At 44.5% G+C, this 17,161-nt stretch carries 7 protein-coding genes; 2 read left to right on the top strand and 5 right to left on the bottom strand.

Going from position 1 to position 17,161, the window contains the following annotated elements:
- Position 1: 1 nt before the first annotated feature.
- The 5 genes from E1163_RS22430 to E1163_RS22410 all read right to left on the bottom strand — a co-directional run bounded on the left by E1163_RS22430 (position 2) and on the right by E1163_RS22410 (position 13,707).
- Positions 2-3,232, bottom strand: a complete 3,231-nt coding sequence (locus E1163_RS22430; protein ID WP_155174712.1) for a SusC/RagA family TonB-linked outer membrane protein — start codon at positions 3,230-3,232, stop codon at positions 2-4.
- Positions 3,233-3,630: 398 nt separating this feature from the next.
- Positions 3,631-4,260, bottom strand: coding sequence for a response regulator transcription factor (locus E1163_RS22425; protein WP_155174711.1), 630 nt, complete (start codon positions 4,258-4,260; stop codon positions 3,631-3,633).
- Positions 4,261-4,275: 15 nt separating this feature from the next.
- A complete protein-coding gene (locus E1163_RS22420) occupies positions 4,276-7,260 on the bottom strand; it encodes a ligand-binding sensor domain-containing protein (RefSeq protein WP_155174710.1) in 2,985 nt (994 codons plus the stop codon).
- Between the two features lie 334 nt (positions 7,261-7,594).
- On the bottom strand, positions 7,595-12,637 hold the full coding sequence (porU2, locus tag E1163_RS22415; protein WP_155174709.1) for a putative type IX secretion system sortase PorU2: 5,043 nt from the start codon (positions 12,635-12,637) through the stop codon (positions 7,595-7,597).
- Complete coding sequence (locus tag E1163_RS22410; RefSeq protein ID WP_155174708.1) at positions 12,634-13,707, bottom strand: putative type IX sorting system protein PorV2; 1,074 nt, start codon at positions 13,705-13,707, stop codon at positions 12,634-12,636. Before E1163_RS22410 ends, porU2 begins: the two co-directional genes overlap by 4 nt.
- Positions 13,708-14,087: 380 nt before the next feature.
- Here E1163_RS22410 and E1163_RS22405 point away from each other — a divergent pair, with 380 nt between their 5' ends.
- Both E1163_RS22405 and E1163_RS22400 read left to right on the top strand, forming a co-directional pair.
- The gene (locus E1163_RS22405; protein ID WP_155174707.1) at positions 14,088-14,426 is read left to right on the top strand and encodes a PadR family transcriptional regulator; all 339 of its coding nucleotides are present in this window, start codon (positions 14,088-14,090) and stop codon (positions 14,424-14,426) included.
- Positions 14,427-14,480: 54 nt separating this feature from the next.
- Positions 14,481-16,949: a PspC domain-containing protein gene (locus E1163_RS22400; protein ID WP_155174706.1), complete on the top strand. Its 2,469-nt coding sequence runs from the start codon at positions 14,481-14,483 to the stop codon at positions 16,947-16,949.
- The last annotated feature ends 212 nt before the right edge of the window (positions 16,950-17,161 follow it).

Genomic DNA, 17,161 nt, shown 5'->3' with positions numbered 1-17,161 from the left:
TTTAGAATGTGAACTTTAAGTTTACTCCGTATCGCTTGGACTGAGGAGCTGAAGCATACTCTATACCTTGTGTATTGCTCGAACCAAAGCCGTTGACCTCGGGGTCGAAGTTGGTATGCTTAGGAATATTGGGTGCATTGTACCATAAATTCCTGCCGGTAAAGGTTATCGAAGCGCTGCCGAAAGGAGTTTTTTCCAAAAGCTTCTTAGGCAATTGATAGCCCAGGCTCACCTCTCTCAAACGAATAACAGTACCATCATATACAGACATTTCATCTGCACCATTGATACCAAACGATTGCTGGGAACCTCCATTGGAGAAGAACAGGTCGTTGGTAGTGATTTGTGTGGTATTCGGAATTTTATTGCCACTCTCATCCAGCAATGGCTGACCTGTATTCGGGTCTCCGTAGAATCCCGGGATTATCCTTGAAGCCTCTCTGTCTTCCGTATCCTTGGTCACTCCCCTGCCCAATAAGCGCTCTACCGTGGTGGTGTAGATATCACCTCCATGTCTGTAGTCGAGCAGGGCCTGTAGTATAATGCCTTTGAAGCTAAAGGTGTTGATGAAGCCCAGGGTAAAATCAGGATTAGGATCACCAATGATACCTAAGCCATTATTTTCAAGGCTTGGGAATAAAATACCTGTTCTCGGGTCGATCAGGAAGTTACCTTCTTCATCCCTTGCGGATACTGAACCATACAATGCTCCGTACGGCTGTCCTACTTCAAGGATTGGCCTTACACCTCCACCAAACAGGTTTCTTATATTGATGCGCTCCACTCCGTCTGACAATGCCAGCACTTCGCTCTCGTTTTTGGTGAAAGTAGTATAAGTCTCCCACTTGAAGCCGTTGCTCAGCTTAACAGGCACCAGTCCTAAACCTACTTCCCATCCTCTGTTTTCGAGGTCTCCAAAATTGGTGATCAGTTGCTCGAAGCCGGAAGCCGAAGGTAAGGTTACATTGGCGATCTGATCAGTCGAGTTCCTCTTGTAATAGGTTACATCAAGGTTGATACGGTCGTCAAAAAAGACCAGACTCGTACCCAGTTCCCACTCTTTGGTAAACTCAGGGGTCAGGTCAGGATCTGCCGCTATGTTGCTCTGCGTAATACCCGGCTGCCCTAAAAACGGCAGGTCGTTTTGGTTAACTGAACCGATCACACCGGTATTGTTACCCAGGTTTACGGAGAATGTATTGGTTAATGAATATGGACCTGCATCATTACCTACCTTGGCCCAGCTAGCCCTTAACTTACCATTGGTAAGTGTGTTGCTGTTGATATCAAACGCTTCGGTAAAGATGAAAGACAACGAAGCACTTGGATAAAAGAAGCTTCTGCTCTCAACCGGCAAGGTAGATGACCAATCGTTTCTACCGGTCATGTTCAAAAACAGGAAGTCCCTGTATCCGACATTAAATTCTCCAAAAACACCCATCAATCTTCGTTTGGAATATGTACCGCCATTGGGCACCAGGGTGTTGGTATTATCGATATCATAAATACCGGGAGAAACGATAGTAGTACCTAAGGTAGACTGCCTGTCGATAGTCCTTTGGTTGGAGTTGTGCCCTATTATGGCCTTAATATCAAAATCCTCATTCAGGTCTTTCTGGAAGGTAAGGAGGAAGTTGGTCTCAATTTCCTCGAAGTAAATATCATCATCCAGTATAGCGCCTGTACCACTAAAGGCATTAGAGCCAATATCCCATACCTGTTGCCTTCTGTCATTGAAAGTGTTGGTACCCACTTTGAATGATGCTGTCAGCCAATCGGTGATGTCATAGGCCACATTGAAGTTGGCCGCCAACCTGTTAACATTTGCAGTAAGGCCATTGTGCTTCCATGACCATAGCGGGTGGTCAACTGCCAGTGTGTTGTAAAATACTGATCCCCCTTGCGGGTTTTCATAAGGCAGACTGGTGTCCCATGTCCTTCCCAGCCAGAGTGTCCGCGCAAAAGATGATGCAGCAGTAGGATCGGCAGCAGCCGCTCCAAATATAGGTCCATGTTGCTCCGTGCGGGTATACGACAGGTTACCACCAATGATCACCTTGTTATCCAGTTGTGCATTACCTCCTATGCTGAGGTTGCTTCTGTCAAAGGAAGAGAAAGGGATGTAACCATCCTGGGTCATATGGGAAACCACGGCTGATAGTGTGGCTTTTTCATTCCCTCCTACTATGCTGATGGAGTTATCATAGATCGTACCTGTTTCAAATAGATCTTTTACGTTATCCGGTTGCGCTACATAGGGCAAGTTTGCCGGCAAGTCGGGAAATGCGTTCAGGTAATTGGCCCAGGTAGGGAACGAATCCAGTGAAGCAAAAGCAGGGCCCCATGAACCATTTGAATTCGAATATAAAAATTCTGCACCATTTCCGTAGGTATTCTGATAATCAGGAAGGTTGGCGATCTCCTCAATGGCAAATGAAGATGACACGGTTATTTCCAATCCTTTTCTCGAAGCCCTTGCACTTCCTGATTTGGTGGTTACTACGATAACACCATTGGCAGCCCTTGACCCGTATAAAGCAGCCGCGGCGGCACCTTTCAACACTGATATGGAGGCAATGTTATTAGGATCAAGCTGGGCCAGACCATTGGCATAGGCAGCACCACCTGTCAACTGGTTGTTAGTGTCAAACTGCGTATCATTATAAGGGATACCATCCACCACAAACAGCGGCTGGTTGCTTCCCAAAAATGATGAAGCTCCCCTAATGGTGATCCTGGTGGCACTACCGGGCGACCCGGATGAGGCAGAGATCTGCACACCGGGCACCTTGCCCTGCAAGGCTTTCAGCACATCAGGTTCCGACTTCTGCTGGATTTGTTCGGAGCCTACATTTTCCACTGAGTACCCCAATGATTTCTTGCTACGCTCAATACCCACAGCCGTCACTACTACTTCACTGAGCTGCGTTACATCCGAGGCCATCTGCACATCGATCACGGCACGTGATCCCACTGCCATTTCCTGAGATTCCAGACCAATGAAAGAAAAAACCAGCACTCCTCCCTCCTGAGGCACATTGAGTTTGTAGTTACCATCGATATCGGTAACGGTTCCTGTCGTAGTACCTTTCAGCACTACGTTTACACCGGGCAAAGGCTGTCCCTCATCCACTGAGGTCACCTTACCCGTGATTGATCGTTCCTGCGCCTGAGACTCATAGTGCCCGAGTATCAGGACCAGCATGAAACTAATGAGTAAAAACTTCTTCATACTATACGGTTTAAGTGAAATAAATTATTTCGACCTGACTGGCGTGAAAGGATTTCCCGGAGTGTAGTGTGAAAGCTCCTGTTCTTCCTTAAAGCCAATTTGGTCCTTAATCAAAGGTCACTAAACTGTATGCAGGAAAAATCCCCCGGAATGACGGAATTTGAAGGGATTTTTTTAACCTAAATGCGGAAAAAATCGGCATTTACATCCCCTTCGGGCTAAAATCAGGCTTCGGTTTGACGATCTATATTGGGGAGTTTTTCCGTATGAAAGGGGCTATTGCGGCAATGATTGATGGACGGCGGAGGCTTTTTAAGCCATCCAAATTGGGTAATAGAACTTACCTCAGACAGGGCTTTCAGCCCTGTCTGAGGTAAGAGTAGATATATTAATAAACCTTAAATCAGCTTCTCTTTGGTAGCCTTGGCTATGGCTTCGGACTTGCTATTGACCTGTAGTTTAGAGTAAATATTTTTAATATGCGACTTGGCGGTCTCTTTGGTAATAAACAGTTCCTGGGCTATCATGCTGTAGCTCTTGCCTTTGGACAGCAGCTCAAGAACCTCTGTTTCCCTTCCGGAAAGCGGGGAGTTCGGGTTTTTCTGAAATGAATTGACCACCAGTTTGGCAATTTTACTGCTCATAGGGGCTCCACCCTGAATTACCTCATCAATGGCGTCGAGTAATTCCGTATGGCTGGTATTTTTGGTGATGTAACCGGACGCTCCGGCACACAGGGCCTGAAAGACGAGGTCACTGTTTTCGTAAATGGTATTCACTATCAATTCAATACCGGGGTTTTGCTTCTTGATCAGCGCAATAGCCTCTATACCGTTGATGCCTGGCAGTTCCAGGTCCATCAGGATAATTTCCGGTTTATCTTTTTTTAAATTCTTTATGCAGTCCTCGGCATTATCATAAGCATTGACCACATAGTAGTTGCTCACGCTGTTGATAATCAAGGTAAAGCCTTCCCTTACCGCATCGTTGTCCTCAACGATCACAATTCTTGACCTGAAGTAATTCATCGCATATACATTTAATTAGTAAATCTTAATTTCTCGTTCTTTGGGTCCTGATTGAATACTTCCTCTAAAGCGGATGATTGTACCGTAATTTTGAATTTTGCTCTCCACCTCTACAGTACAATTGATCTGCGAGGCCCGGGAACGCATGTTTTTGAAGCCATGCCCTTTCCCCAGCCTTTCATGGTCAAGGCCTATACCATTATCTTTAAAGGTTATAACGAATTCATTTTTGACAAGGTTTAAATCCAGATGCACTTCATCTCCATTCGAGTGTTTCAGGGCATTGGTCATAGCCTCTTTAAAGATCAAAACGATCTGCCTGCTCCACCCCGAGGGCAGGGGCAGGTTCCTCACGCTCAGATCATCCGCTTTGGAGAAAAAGGAAATAGTGGTATTGTTAAAAAGGTCTTCGCCAAAATCTTTAATATAAGTGAACACCTCACTAAGGTTGTCACTCTCCGGGTCTATAGACCAGATGAAATCTTTGGTACCATTAAATAGCGATTTGGTGTGCTTTTCGATGTTTTTAAGCAGTTCGTCGATCTCTTCCGATTTGTCTTTCAGCTTAAGGCTGATCAGGTTGGCAAATACTGTGATACTGGCCAGTTGGTTTCCCATATTGTCATGAAAGTCCCTGGCCATGCGCTTCCTCACCTTTACCAATTCTTCGGCACGTATGCGCTCTACGGTCAGTATTTTATTGAGGTTGGCCCTTACCCTGTAGTCGTTGAAGAGCTTAATGCCCGCTATGATCAATACCAGAAGTAAAATAAAGAACCAGGGCTCCTGCCAGAACGGAGGCACAATTTCAAATTTAAAAGTGGCCGGATGCTCATTCCAAACACCATCGCTGTTTGCCGCCAACACTTCGAAGGTATATTCTCCCGGTGACAAATTGGTATAGACGGCCTCAGATTTTGCTGTCAGCGGACTCCACTCTTTCTCCAAACCGAGCAGCCTGAATTTGTACGTCACCTCAGGCTGGTTATTGAGACTGCTTCCGAAATATTCAATCACCAGATTATTTTCATTGTATGGCAATTGCAGGTCAATGGGCAGGTTATGCCAGTTGGAAGTGCTGTCTGCATATTTGTCCCAGTTTACCTCCTGGTAAAAAAGCTTGACACCGGAAATATAGGTTACGGGCTCTACCTGGTTGGGAAATTCCTTATGTGGCTGAAACTTAAAAACACCATCGGGTGCGCCAAACCAGATATTGCCTTCTTCATCTTTATATACCGCATTATGTGTGGTTTGAATATTTTTAAATCCTTCCGTCTTACCATAATTCTTTATTCTCCTGATCTGGTTTTCGCCGGTAAGAAAGAGTTTATCCACCCCACGCTCCATGCCTACGATCAGGTTTCCCTCATCATCAAAGATCAGGTTGTAGATCAGGTCGGAGGTCAGCCCATTGTCTGTGGTCAGCAGGTTATAGTCTTTTCTGTCTTTACTGATCCTGAGCAACCCATGTCCTGAGTAGCCGATCCAGTAGTTGCCATAGGCATCTTCAAGGGCTACATTCACCCGTTTGTCAAAGACGTTTTCATCATTAAAGTCTTTGCTCATTTTCCCTTCCATAAAATAGCTGAACCCTTTACGGGTGACAATCATTATTTTACCCTCCATTGGCTCTGAAATGCTCCAAATGGTATTGTCGTACAAGCCATTATCGACATTGTAATTGTGGAAGGATTTGCCATCATAGCGGCTCAGGCCATTGGCCGTTCCTATCCATAGGTTGTTCTGGCTGTCACTGAACAGGCAGCGGATGGAGTTGTATACCAGCCCATCGTCTACATCCAGGTAGGAATAGGTCTCGCCGTCAAATCTGATCAGGCCCGAGCCTTTGGTACCTAGCCAAACATTGCCCTGCTTGTCAAGCGTGCTGGCCCAGATGTAGGCATTACTCAGGCCATCTGTAGTGTTGAGGTTCTGAAAGCCGCTGCCATCAAAAACATCCACTCCCCCTCCATACGAACTGATCCAGTATTTACCGTCGTAGCCCTGAAGTATGGAGGTGATGAAGTAGTTATGAAGACCATGTTCGCGCCCGTAATGGACAAAGATTTCGTTGGAGAGCTTATAGATCCCATCCCCATCGGTACCTGCCCATATTATTCCTTCCCGGTCGCTGTAAATATTGTTGACTACGAGGTTAGTAAAGCCCTGTTGCGAACCAAAGGTCCGCACTTTGCCATGATCATACTGCATGATGCCATAGGCAGACACGCTCCAGAAGTTAGACGTATCTTTTACAATGGCAGATTTTATAAAAACACCTTTGAGCGGAGGAAAAAAATCATTGATAATTTCAGGGTGAGCCGGATCGAAGCGCAGCAGGCCTTTATTGGAGCCCAGCCAAAGCACACCATTATCATCAGCACAAACCGACAGTAAGTAGCCTTTGAAGTCTGAGTTATTAACATAATTTACAAAGCCCTTACCGTCATAGGCAAAGAGGCCTTTAACCGCCGAAATAAACCAAAGCATGCCATCCTTATCTTCCGTAATAGCAATAACTTTATCATTGGCAGTACTATTGGGAATCTTAAAAGTTTCGATCTGCTCCGTGTTTGAGTCAATCCTGCCAATACCTCCTGTTGGGGCAGAAAACCAGATATCACCTGCCTGGTCTTCATAGATGACATTGACTGAATTTTCCCTTTCATTATTATCAATAATATCAAAATTACGAACTCGTTTGCCATCATACCGTGAAATACCCACAGCAGTGGCTGCCCAGATATTGCCCTTGCTATCCACCATCACGTCCCTGACATAGTTGCTGGCCAGGCCGTCGCGAATGGTTAAATTTTGAAAGGTAAGGCCATTAAATTTTGATAGGCCCCCACCCAATGTGGCTATCCAAAGGTTGCCAAATTTATCTTCGCAGAAATCAAGTACTTTCTCATGGGCAAGTCCGTCAGATATCCCATAATTAATAAAATTATAGGACTGCCCATAGCCTGAATATCCCTGAATGAACAGGCTTAACATAAGTATATATCGCAGAATATGACGAACCACAGGCTATTTAAATCTCAAATCAATATGCAAAATAGCACGAAAAAATATATCACCCATTCCGGGGGAGGATATACTATTAATATAAGCTTTTGATTTGTTTTTACCTCACTTTAAATCCGGATCAGGCGAAATTTCCGGAAGAGGCTAAGGTTCGGTTCTTTGTTTGATAGACATTGGCTAATGGCAATCGGCAATGTCTTTCGTTCTGCCAATACTCACGAACAGTGAGCTTTACCAAACTTTAGAAGTTTAGTAAAGCTGCTGTTTAGTTCTTTCGCATTGTCTGAACAAAGAAGTTATGTGATTAACGTAAAAGGTACATCTTTCCAAATCCGTTTTTGAAGGCCTTATCAGCCGCAGTTGCGCGATGGTCGAGCGTTTCTCCATTCTGTCGTACAATGACCCTGTAGAGGTATACGCCATTGGCGAGCTGATCGCCAAACTCATCTTTGCCGTCCCAGGCAAAATCAGTTACGTTATTGCCAATTCGTATGGGGCCAAGTTCGTTTTGGGTAATCTCCCTCACTATTTTGCCGGATACAGTCATGATCTGGATCTTGATCTCATCAGGAACCTCACTTCCGGTCAGGGTAAAAATAAACCTGGTACTGGATGAGAAAGGGTTAGGGTATGGATAAAAATTGGTGATGGAAGACTCAAACACAACCTCAAAATTGATCGAATAAGGCTCACTACCTGAGGTATTGCCACTGGCATCCTCTGCCTCCACCCTTAAAGTATACAGGTAGGGATCAGTTTTGGAAGGATCATAATCTTCATTAAAATCCGGCTTATACTCTACGCGAAAATCGTTTTCATCATCTGCCGGAAACCATTGTAACCTCTCAGATGAAAAAGGTATCCGCTTAAAATCGCAGCTCTCACATTTGCGGAGGAAGATATTCACATCGGTCGTATCCTGCTTGAGTATAAACTGGTTTTCATCTTTCATCCTGATCGAGATCAGTGGTGTAGGTGATACAATGTCACCATCCATGATATAGCTGCCATCAAAAACCACATCAATCAAAGGATTAATATTGTCTTTGATCACTTTGAGATATCCTTTGTAATCAAAAACGTTGTTTTCGAGATACTGCTCAGGGTACTCATTCGGGTTTACAAAGACGTTATAATCGTTAAGTCCTACTTTACCCAAGGTTTTCAAATTAAGGTTAAAATTCGTCGTATCTCCCGGTGTCGGGGATTTGATCTTAACATTTTTAACTTCTGAAGTACGGCTATCCTGATTGAACAGGGTGTATTGCACGGTCACTGAATCAGGGAAGTTTTTATCGGAAATATTCTTAAACCCAAAGGAAGTCTCAACGACATCACCTTCCGGGCGCTCTTTCTTCTGTGCCGTATCATCATCCACGAGCAGTATACCCTCAGGCACTCCTGAGTACAGCACCTGCCACTTGCGAAGCTGTCCGGGCGTGAGGTTCACATCATCCTCAATATTGTATTTTAATCTCAGATATGGATATTGGTCAGCGTCTATCGTGCTGATGTCCACAACTTTTGCTGTTTCATTGCCACGTAGCAGAAGCTCATCGCCGGCAGAGTTCACACCATAAACATCGATGCCATAAACATCCGTCTGCGGAAGCTCTGAAATGGTCACATTAGACAACAAAGACTGCCATTGTGTGGCCGGGCCGATGAGGGTGGAGTACATCATACCGTCGGAGTAGATACCGGTTATGTTTTCGTCCAGCTCTATTTCCTGCTCGTTAGCCGGAGCTATGGTGGCCTTTATCTCGGCAGCACTACCTGCAGGGGCTCCTTTTTTGCCAAAAAGCATGTAAGGCTCACCATCCGCCAAGGCATTGATATTGGCAGTGGAAGCTCCTATCTCTTCCAGCTTGGTTTTTACAGCGGCAGACCACAAACTAAACTGAGGGTTACCAATGGTGAAAATAATGACCGAGTCTCCTTCATTAATGTTATCGATACAGGTCAGGAGGTTTTCATCACCAATCTCAAACTCAGAACGGGTAAAACTATTGATAACCTGAGGCAGCCTGCCACAGGTTCTGCTATCGGTTATTATAAAAGGTATTGCCGGATACGGAATAGTTGAAGACTTATCAAAAGCCAGGATGTTCAATGTATTGTCTCTGCATGGCCTGCCATTGGCAATGATGTATTCTGTTCCGTTCAGTTTTACCGAGATATCGTATACACCGGCCGGGTTTGCCGATCCATAGGTTTTTACATAAACATCGATGTCGGACTCTTTATAAACCAATTCTTTACTGAACTCGTCTCTGTCCAATCCATTGAGTTCGTTCTCATCATATTGAGCAAATTTACTCTGAGACCAGCCCTCCGGCCCATCTTTAATGTAAATAAATGAACTTACTGCCCACTCTTCATTTTCATCTTCTCCTGCCTGGGCAAATTTTGATCTCCAGAAGTACACCACGCTATCGTTGGCAGCAACATCGGGCAATAAAGATACCTGCCAGCTTGCCAACAGTTTGCTATTGATGGTATTCTGCTTTTTAAAAGGACTGTTAAAGGTCTTCACCGTGTCTATTTCAATGACAAAATCCCGGCTATCCGTCAGAATATCCGTGGCCTGCACCAGCAACTCTACCGGCTGAGAGGATACGATGGAATAATTGACGGGATATAGGTTTTTGGTACCAAATAAGGGTATGAAAGCATTGAGTATAGCTGTATTGTTACCCTCATTAAGTTCATCAACCTCAGAGGTATAATCCAGCTCTACCATAAACTGGTTATTTCCAAAGCCTGCCAGTGATTCGTTTTTAATGGTCATAGTGAGGGTGTCCTGAAAATATACAGGGGAAAAAATCGAATCGTACACCATCACATTGTTGTTGCTCAACGTCCGCGTCACCCGCATAGTCAGGTTACGGGAAGATACCCTTCCGAAATTCCTTACGATCACCTTTACTGCGAAGGAATCTGACTGGGCAGATACCACTCCACCATCAAATGACTCCAGATATACATTGTTATCGTTGGTTTCATAATCCGCTTTTTCCGGCCCAAAGAGTTTTACTGCCGGGTCACCCAGCAAAACCATCTGCTGCACCTGGGTAATGTTGGCGGGCGAGGTGCCGGATGTAGCCATATACCTTTTCACGGTTTCCTTCATAATATCTCCTACACCTTTACTGATGTATACAGAATCCGCATAACCGGTGCTATAAAAGGTATCTGTGTATTTCTTGAGGTTATTGGCAAAACCAAATGAGCTGTGAGCAATAAAGCCAATGGCTCCTTTATCTTCTGCAAGGATCCAGTCCTCTCCAAAAAGCACGTTATTATTGAAAAACTGACCTGCATTACACCCATTCACAAGGAAGAAGGGATATTTGCCGGTGTTATTGTAGCCCAGTAAAGGATCGGAAACATAGCCGATGTCAATATCTGTTACCGAAGGGGCTGAGTGTCCGTAAAAAGTAACGAGATTGAGCCCGTTGTTGATCTCTTCATCGATATTGATCAGCTCTACCGTACTATTAGATTCTTTGGAAATGGTTTTAGATTTTCCACCTAAATACTTGCCCTCAGCGATATTTGAAAACCCGTCCATATAGTTTCTGAAAACAGCCAGCTCCGCGGTTGAAATACCTCCGCTCAGGTGTAGCAGCCTTTTTCTCCACAACTCGTCAAAAGGGAGCGCCTCCATTTCTTTGACCTTATCCAGATAAGCCAATACCTGCTGCGGATTAACGGCAGGAAGTCTGCCTACCGGCACTGCGGGTTCATATCCCGTGCCATTTAATCCGGCAGTGAACCTTATATCCGAGGGAGGTGAGCCTGCAGAAGGCACAAGGTCCCTCACCCTGTAAGTAACTCCAAATTTAGTAACAGATACATACCCGGTCGCATTTCTATGAGAATTACCGGATGGGTCTACGCCTTTACCTATCAAGAACAGGTATTTAGGATCGCCGTTGTCTACCATGTAGCGCATAAAGCGGTAAATAGCCAAAGGGTTTACAATGCCGTAGTTAAACTGATCGTAAAGCATGGTAATGTCTGCTTTAAGCACATTGAACCCAAAGGAGGCCCTGTAGTCAGCATAGGCCTGAACAGGATCATTCACACTGCCGGTCGGCTTCATCAGGATAGGATGGCTGATGATCAGGTAATCATAATTAGCCGCATTAATGTTTTGAAAGGTGATCTTTTTCAGTACCGGGGTAATGAATGTGGTACCGTTGACCCATAGTTTCCTCGCTGTACTGGTATTATTAACCATTGCATTAATGGTCGAGCCTGATGTATTAAATCCAATTTTTCTGACATTATCAGGATCTGTTATATCGAAGATCAGCGGGGTGACGGGTGCATTTTGCACCTCCACATAGGATTTATTTCCGGCGTTTGTATTCAGGTAAAACTTTTTACTGTTGGCCGAACCCATATTAAGGGATTGCGGGTAAACCAATTGCAGGTAAGAGGTACTTAGCCGGTCATTGTTTCCGCTAACTCCCAAAGCTGATATCCTGACATACAATTCTCCACTGGAGTTGATGTCTGACCAGTTTATTGCCCCGTCATATAAATACGTATTGTACTGGTCGAACTGCACAGGCCCCAGCGACCTTAATGTTGCCGGATTTTGCCCAACAAATATTTCTGCTCTGTGGGTTACGTCATCACGCCCTACAAGCAGTACTCTCAGCCTGGGATTACCGGCAGACTGCACCGATAAGTTCACTCCGTTGATTATATAATCGACAAATTGTCCTTCCTGGATCATTTGACCCGTCCACCCTTCGCCATAATCGAAGTAGCTGAACTTGGTAACGTCACTGGCATTGAAGCTGCGGCCACCGGAATATTGGTTGGTATTGATTATAGTGACCTCCTCTCCATGAGAAGCCTGTGCAGGAAGTCCGTTAATGTTGTTTTCAGAGAATGTTTCCATTCTTTTACCATTGACCGGCAGCACATTGTAGGTAAGAAAATAAGCCGTAGTATCGGTATAGATATTATAAAGCTGGTGCGGCTGCGCTGAAACCGGCTCATACAATTCTGCATCGGATTTACCATCATTTTTCTGGCCGTAAAATTCGATATAATCAGAAGTGTTGAATATGGCATCTCCCTGCCCTTGCACATGAATGGCCTGTTCCTGTCCGCGATGGAAAAGCTGCAACCTGCGTGGGTCAACGGAATTTACCGGAAAGCCGGCATTGGTCAGGTCCGCATGGGAGATCCTGTAGATGCCTTCCCGGGCCACCGGAATTTTGTAATACTGCTTGTTGTAATCAATCCACTCGTTGCCATAGTTCTGGGCATAACCCGGAACGGCTGCAAAAGCGAACAATATCAGATATGCTAATTTCTTCATCATTTTTTATTCAAACCGGCCTTTAGTGAGAAAACATGCGAGTAAAGTGACTCAGACTGGTCACCAATATCCGTAAGCGCATAATCAATAGTTATGTTCTTGATCTTTACTCCCAACCCAAAATTCGTCTGAAAAGTTTTGTATGTAGATTCATCAAAATCCTTCACTTCCTGAACATTTCCGGCGCCCATTCTAAGGAAAACCATCTTTTTGTAATCAAACTCCAGGCCCAGGGCAGGCTCTATAGACGCAAAATCCGACTTCACCACGGTATTTCTCTTGCCATCAAAGGTGGTGATCAGGTCTAGGGAGGCCAGTATTCCGAAGTTGGTCTTAATGGGCACATACTTGCCTACACCCAAAATGGCTTTGGGCAGGGTCACCTCCACAGAGTTTTCAGGTATTTCGTTGCCGGTCTGTGTGTATACGTCTATCACCAGCTCAGTATTATGTGTCCAGGCATTAAAAGTACCTGTTACATCTCTCAACATTAAGCCAAACATCCAGTTCTTTCGCTCCAGTTGGGCACCTGCGTCAAGGCCAAAACCCCAGGCATTGGCAAAATCTCCGGCCTTACGATGTACGATTTTAAAGTTAGCTCCCAATTTCAGGCCTTCGATCAGGCTTACCCGACGGGCATAAGTGAGCAGAAATGCATAATCAGCAGCAGAAAAAAAACGGATCTTGTCGTAGTTGATCGCTCCGTTGGCATCGTATAAAAAACGTGTATCGGGAATATCATCAATAGCAAACCTGATAATGGAGATACCCAAATGGCTCATGGAATCTACAGGAGTGGCAAATGCCGCGTAATCATATTTGGCAATCCCTGCAAAATATTCAGCATGCATGAGGGTAAACTCATACTGGTCTTTCACCTCCAGCAGCCCTGCCGGATTCCAATAGCCAGAGGTAACATCCGAAACATGGGCCACCTGACTGTTGGACATGGCGAGGCCTCGTGCCCCTACGCCTATAGATAAAAACTCATTGCTGTATTTGGGTGTACTCTGAGCAACGAGGTCAGAAGAAAACAAGAATAATACGAAAATGAATAGTATGTTTTTTGCCATTTGATTTGAACCTGCGTGATATCTGTAAATATATCTAAAATGAATCCCCTACAAAAGAAGTTTTTACCCCATAAAGTTCAACAGGTAGATACTTTCTTAAAGAAAATTGTAACAGATATTGACCTGAAATGGGTTGTTTATTTAACAATTCAAATATTCCACATAAAATAAATACGAACTTTTAATACAAGCTAATATTTTTTACTTAGTACTTGGCCATACATAGTACCTTTTCCGTATACTTGAACAAGGTCAAAAACTCAGAGGTGTTTTGGCGGGGTGGCTGCACTCAATCCTATAAGGTTTAGGGTTTTACAAGTCCCGGCTTCATAGCATTGGGCTGCCACTCTGCGAACATTTCTTACAAACAGGAAGAATGTATGAATTTAGAAAACACACAAGTGCAGATGCGGAAAGGGATTCTTGAGTACTGCATCCTGCATATTATCTCCCGCGGCGAGGTGTATGCCTCCGACATGCTGGAGGAATTAACAACAGCAAAGATCATGGTTGTTGAAGGTACTTTGTACCCATTGCTTACCCGGCTAAGGAAATCAGGCCTGGTGGAGTACAAATGGGTTGAGTCAAATTCAGGTCCACCCCGCAAGTATTATACACTTACGGATAAAGGCAACGGTTTTCTCGGTAGCCTTGACAGTACCTGGAAAGATCTGGTAAAGTCAACCAAGTTAATAACTTCAAAAAAGGTCAAGAGCTAATCTGACAACAGCTCACCAGAAACCTTTAACACTATCGATTAAAAACTCAAAACAATGAAAAAGAATATCAGTATAAATATCAGCGGCATCATCTTTCACATCGAAGAAGACGCATATGAAAAGCTTCGGGATTATCTGGACTCCATCAACCGGTACTTTTCGAGTTTTGAAGGCAGCCAGGAAATCATTGCTGACATTGAAAGCAGGATCGCTGAAATATTCCTTGCCAAACTAAACGAAGGCAAACAGATCATCAATACGGAAGATGTAGACTCGCTCATCGCAACTATGGGTAGCATCAAGGATTTTCAGGCCGTGGAGGAGCAGGATGCACCTGATGAAGAGCAAAAAACAGGAGACTCTTACTCGGAATCTCAGCAGACGTGGTCGGATACGAGTTCCAAAAAAATGTACCGCGATGAAAAGAGGAAGTTGCTCGGAGGTGTTTGTGCGGGTATGGCGCACTATTTCAATATCGACCCGCTGTGGATACGTTTAATCACGCTTATCCTGTTCCTTGGAAGCTACGGCGGACTGGTGCTTGCTTACATCATCCTTTGGATCGTACTGCCACCCAGCTACGACCTCTCCGAAGACAAAAAGCTTAAAAAGATGTACCGGAACCCCGACGGGAAAGTCATCGCCGGTGTATCATCGGGTGTAGCCACTTACTTTGGTGTGGATGTGGTAGTGATACGTGTGCTGTTCGTGATCTTCACCTTCCTTGGCGGCTCAGGATTACTGGCTTACATTATCCTCTGGATCATACTTCCGGAGGCTAAATCCATTACGGACAAAGTACAGATGCAGGGAGACCCAGTTACACTTAGCAATATTGAATCGAACATCAAAAAAGGATTAAATGTAAAAGAAGGTGAGGAAAACCTGCTTATCAAGATCTTGCTTTTCCCTTTCAGGTTAATTGCCGCCATTATCAATGGTTTGGGCAAGGTACTTGGGCCTGTCATGCTTTTTCTGGTTGAATTTATCAGGGTTATTGCCGGTGTGATTTTTATTCTTACCGGTGCCTCTATAGTCCTTGCCATGGTAGTGGCTCTCGGAGCAGTACTGGGCATTTTTACTACCGGCTTCCTGTACGATCCTGCATTTGGGGATTATGAAAACATGGGGCTTCCACTGGACCTTATTTCTGAAAGCTTCCCTGTGTTTACTTCAGTGGCTGCTTTTCTGATAGTAGCTGTACCCAGTATTTTTCTTATCCTTTTAGGAGCTTCTATCATTGCCAAAAGGATCATTTTCAACGCCACTGCAGGATGGTCACTTTTTGCCATATTCATTATCAGTGGTATAGTGGTTTCGGCCAACGTTCCAAGGATCGTCTACAACTTCCGTGAAGAAGGCGAACACAAAGTTACCGAAACCTACGACCTGGGTAGCAAAACAGCTATTCTCACTCTCAAAGAAGTAGGTATGGAGGACTATGATGTTACCACCCTTGAACTCAGAGGACATAGTGGCGAAAATTATGAATTGGTACAGGTATTCGAATCCCGTGGACGTTCAAGGAGAGATGCCATGGAAAATGCACAAATGATTTCTTATAATGTAGCGTTTGCAGATTCTGTATTTACTTTTGACTCCAACATCAGGTTTAAGGATGACGCCATTTTCAGAGCTCAGCACCTTGACATGACATTGTACATCCCTTACAACAAATCATTCATGATGGATGAGGACATGAAGCATATTATCAGAAACACCATCTACCGTAATGGCTACCGGGTGTCTGATATGGAAAATAATACCTGGATGTTTACAGAGGATGGTGGCCTAAAGTGTACCACATGCCCTGAGAGAATAGAGGAACGCTATGAGGACGACAGATCAGAGGAAGATACCAACGAGAGGTACTCTACCGAAACCAGCCGGTATAGCAACGGAGAGTTTGATAAAGAATATACTTTCCGTGATGGTTTTGAATCTATAGAAGCGGAAAGTGCCTTTGTGATCAATGTGGTAAATGCCGAAGCCTATAAGGTAGGTGTGAATGGTGAGGATAAATACCTGGATAATGTAGAGGTATATGTAGAGGGCAACAGGCTCTTTATTGACTATGACAGTCGCAGGAAGCTGAAATTACATGACCTGACCAGGGATGATATTGAAATTACGATTTATACACCAGAAGTGACTGAGGTCAATCTTTCAGGAGCCTGTAAGTTCTATATGAACAATTTCAGGCAGCGTAACCTTGATATTTCCATGAGCGGAGCCTCGCATGCCAAGCTTACAGACATTTATGTGGATGACATGGAGGTAGAACTTGCCGGTGCGTCAGAGATGATCTTAAGTGGGGGAACCTCAAATTTCCGTGCTGACCTTGCCGGAGCTTCTCATCTGGATGCTGATAACTTCAAGGCTAACAATGCAGCAGTAGAAGCTCATGGAGCCTCCACTGCCAAGGTTTATGTGACGGACGAACTGGAAATAGAAGAGACCTTTGCCAGCAAGATAACCCACCGTGGTGATGCCAGGGTGACCAGTGAACGTAATGGCTTGTAGAAGCACTGCCCGGATCAGGGAGTTCCTGAATACTTTCTTTAAAGTGTAGTGATAAGATCAAGAGCTCAAAAAAGAAAATTTCAGGATGGCGGGGCTTGTAAGGACACTTTTCATTGATGAATAATATTATTTTCTAGTCCAACTCCAGAGGGCTGTCCCCAGACAGCCCTCTTCTTTTTTGCACTTCCCAGCGGATGTCTCTCGAAGAGGAC

It is taken from the genome of Fulvivirga kasyanovii, assembly GCF_009711405.1.
Classification (GTDB): domain Bacteria; phylum Bacteroidota; class Bacteroidia; order Cytophagales; family Cyclobacteriaceae; genus Fulvivirga; species Fulvivirga kasyanovii.
This window is presented reverse-complemented; position numbering and strand designations above follow the sequence as displayed.

Excerpts from the sequence above, each read along its gene's own strand:
- E1163_RS22430 (WP_155174712.1), bottom strand. The coding sequence starts at position 3,232 with ATGAAGAAGTTTTTACTCATTAGTTTCATGCTGGTCCTGATACTCGGG.
- E1163_RS22405 (WP_155174707.1), top strand. The coding sequence starts at position 14,088 with ATGAATTTAGAAAACACACAAGTGCAGATGCGGAAAGGGATTCTTGAG.
- E1163_RS22400 (WP_155174706.1), top strand. The coding sequence starts at position 14,481 with ATGAAAAAGAATATCAGTATAAATATCAGCGGCATCATCTTTCACATC.
- porU2 (WP_155174709.1), bottom strand. The coding sequence starts at position 12,637 with ATGATGAAGAAATTAGCATATCTGATATTGTTCGCTTTTGCAGCCGTT.
- E1163_RS22425 (WP_155174711.1), bottom strand. The coding sequence starts at position 4,260 with ATGAATTACTTCAGGTCAAGAATTGTGATCGTTGAGGACAACGATGCG.
- E1163_RS22410 (WP_155174708.1), bottom strand. The coding sequence starts at position 13,707 with ATGGCAAAAAACATACTATTCATTTTCGTATTATTCTTGTTTTCTTCT.
- E1163_RS22420 (WP_155174710.1), bottom strand. The coding sequence starts at position 7,260 with ATGTTAAGCCTGTTCATTCAGGGATATTCAGGCTATGGGCAGTCCTAT.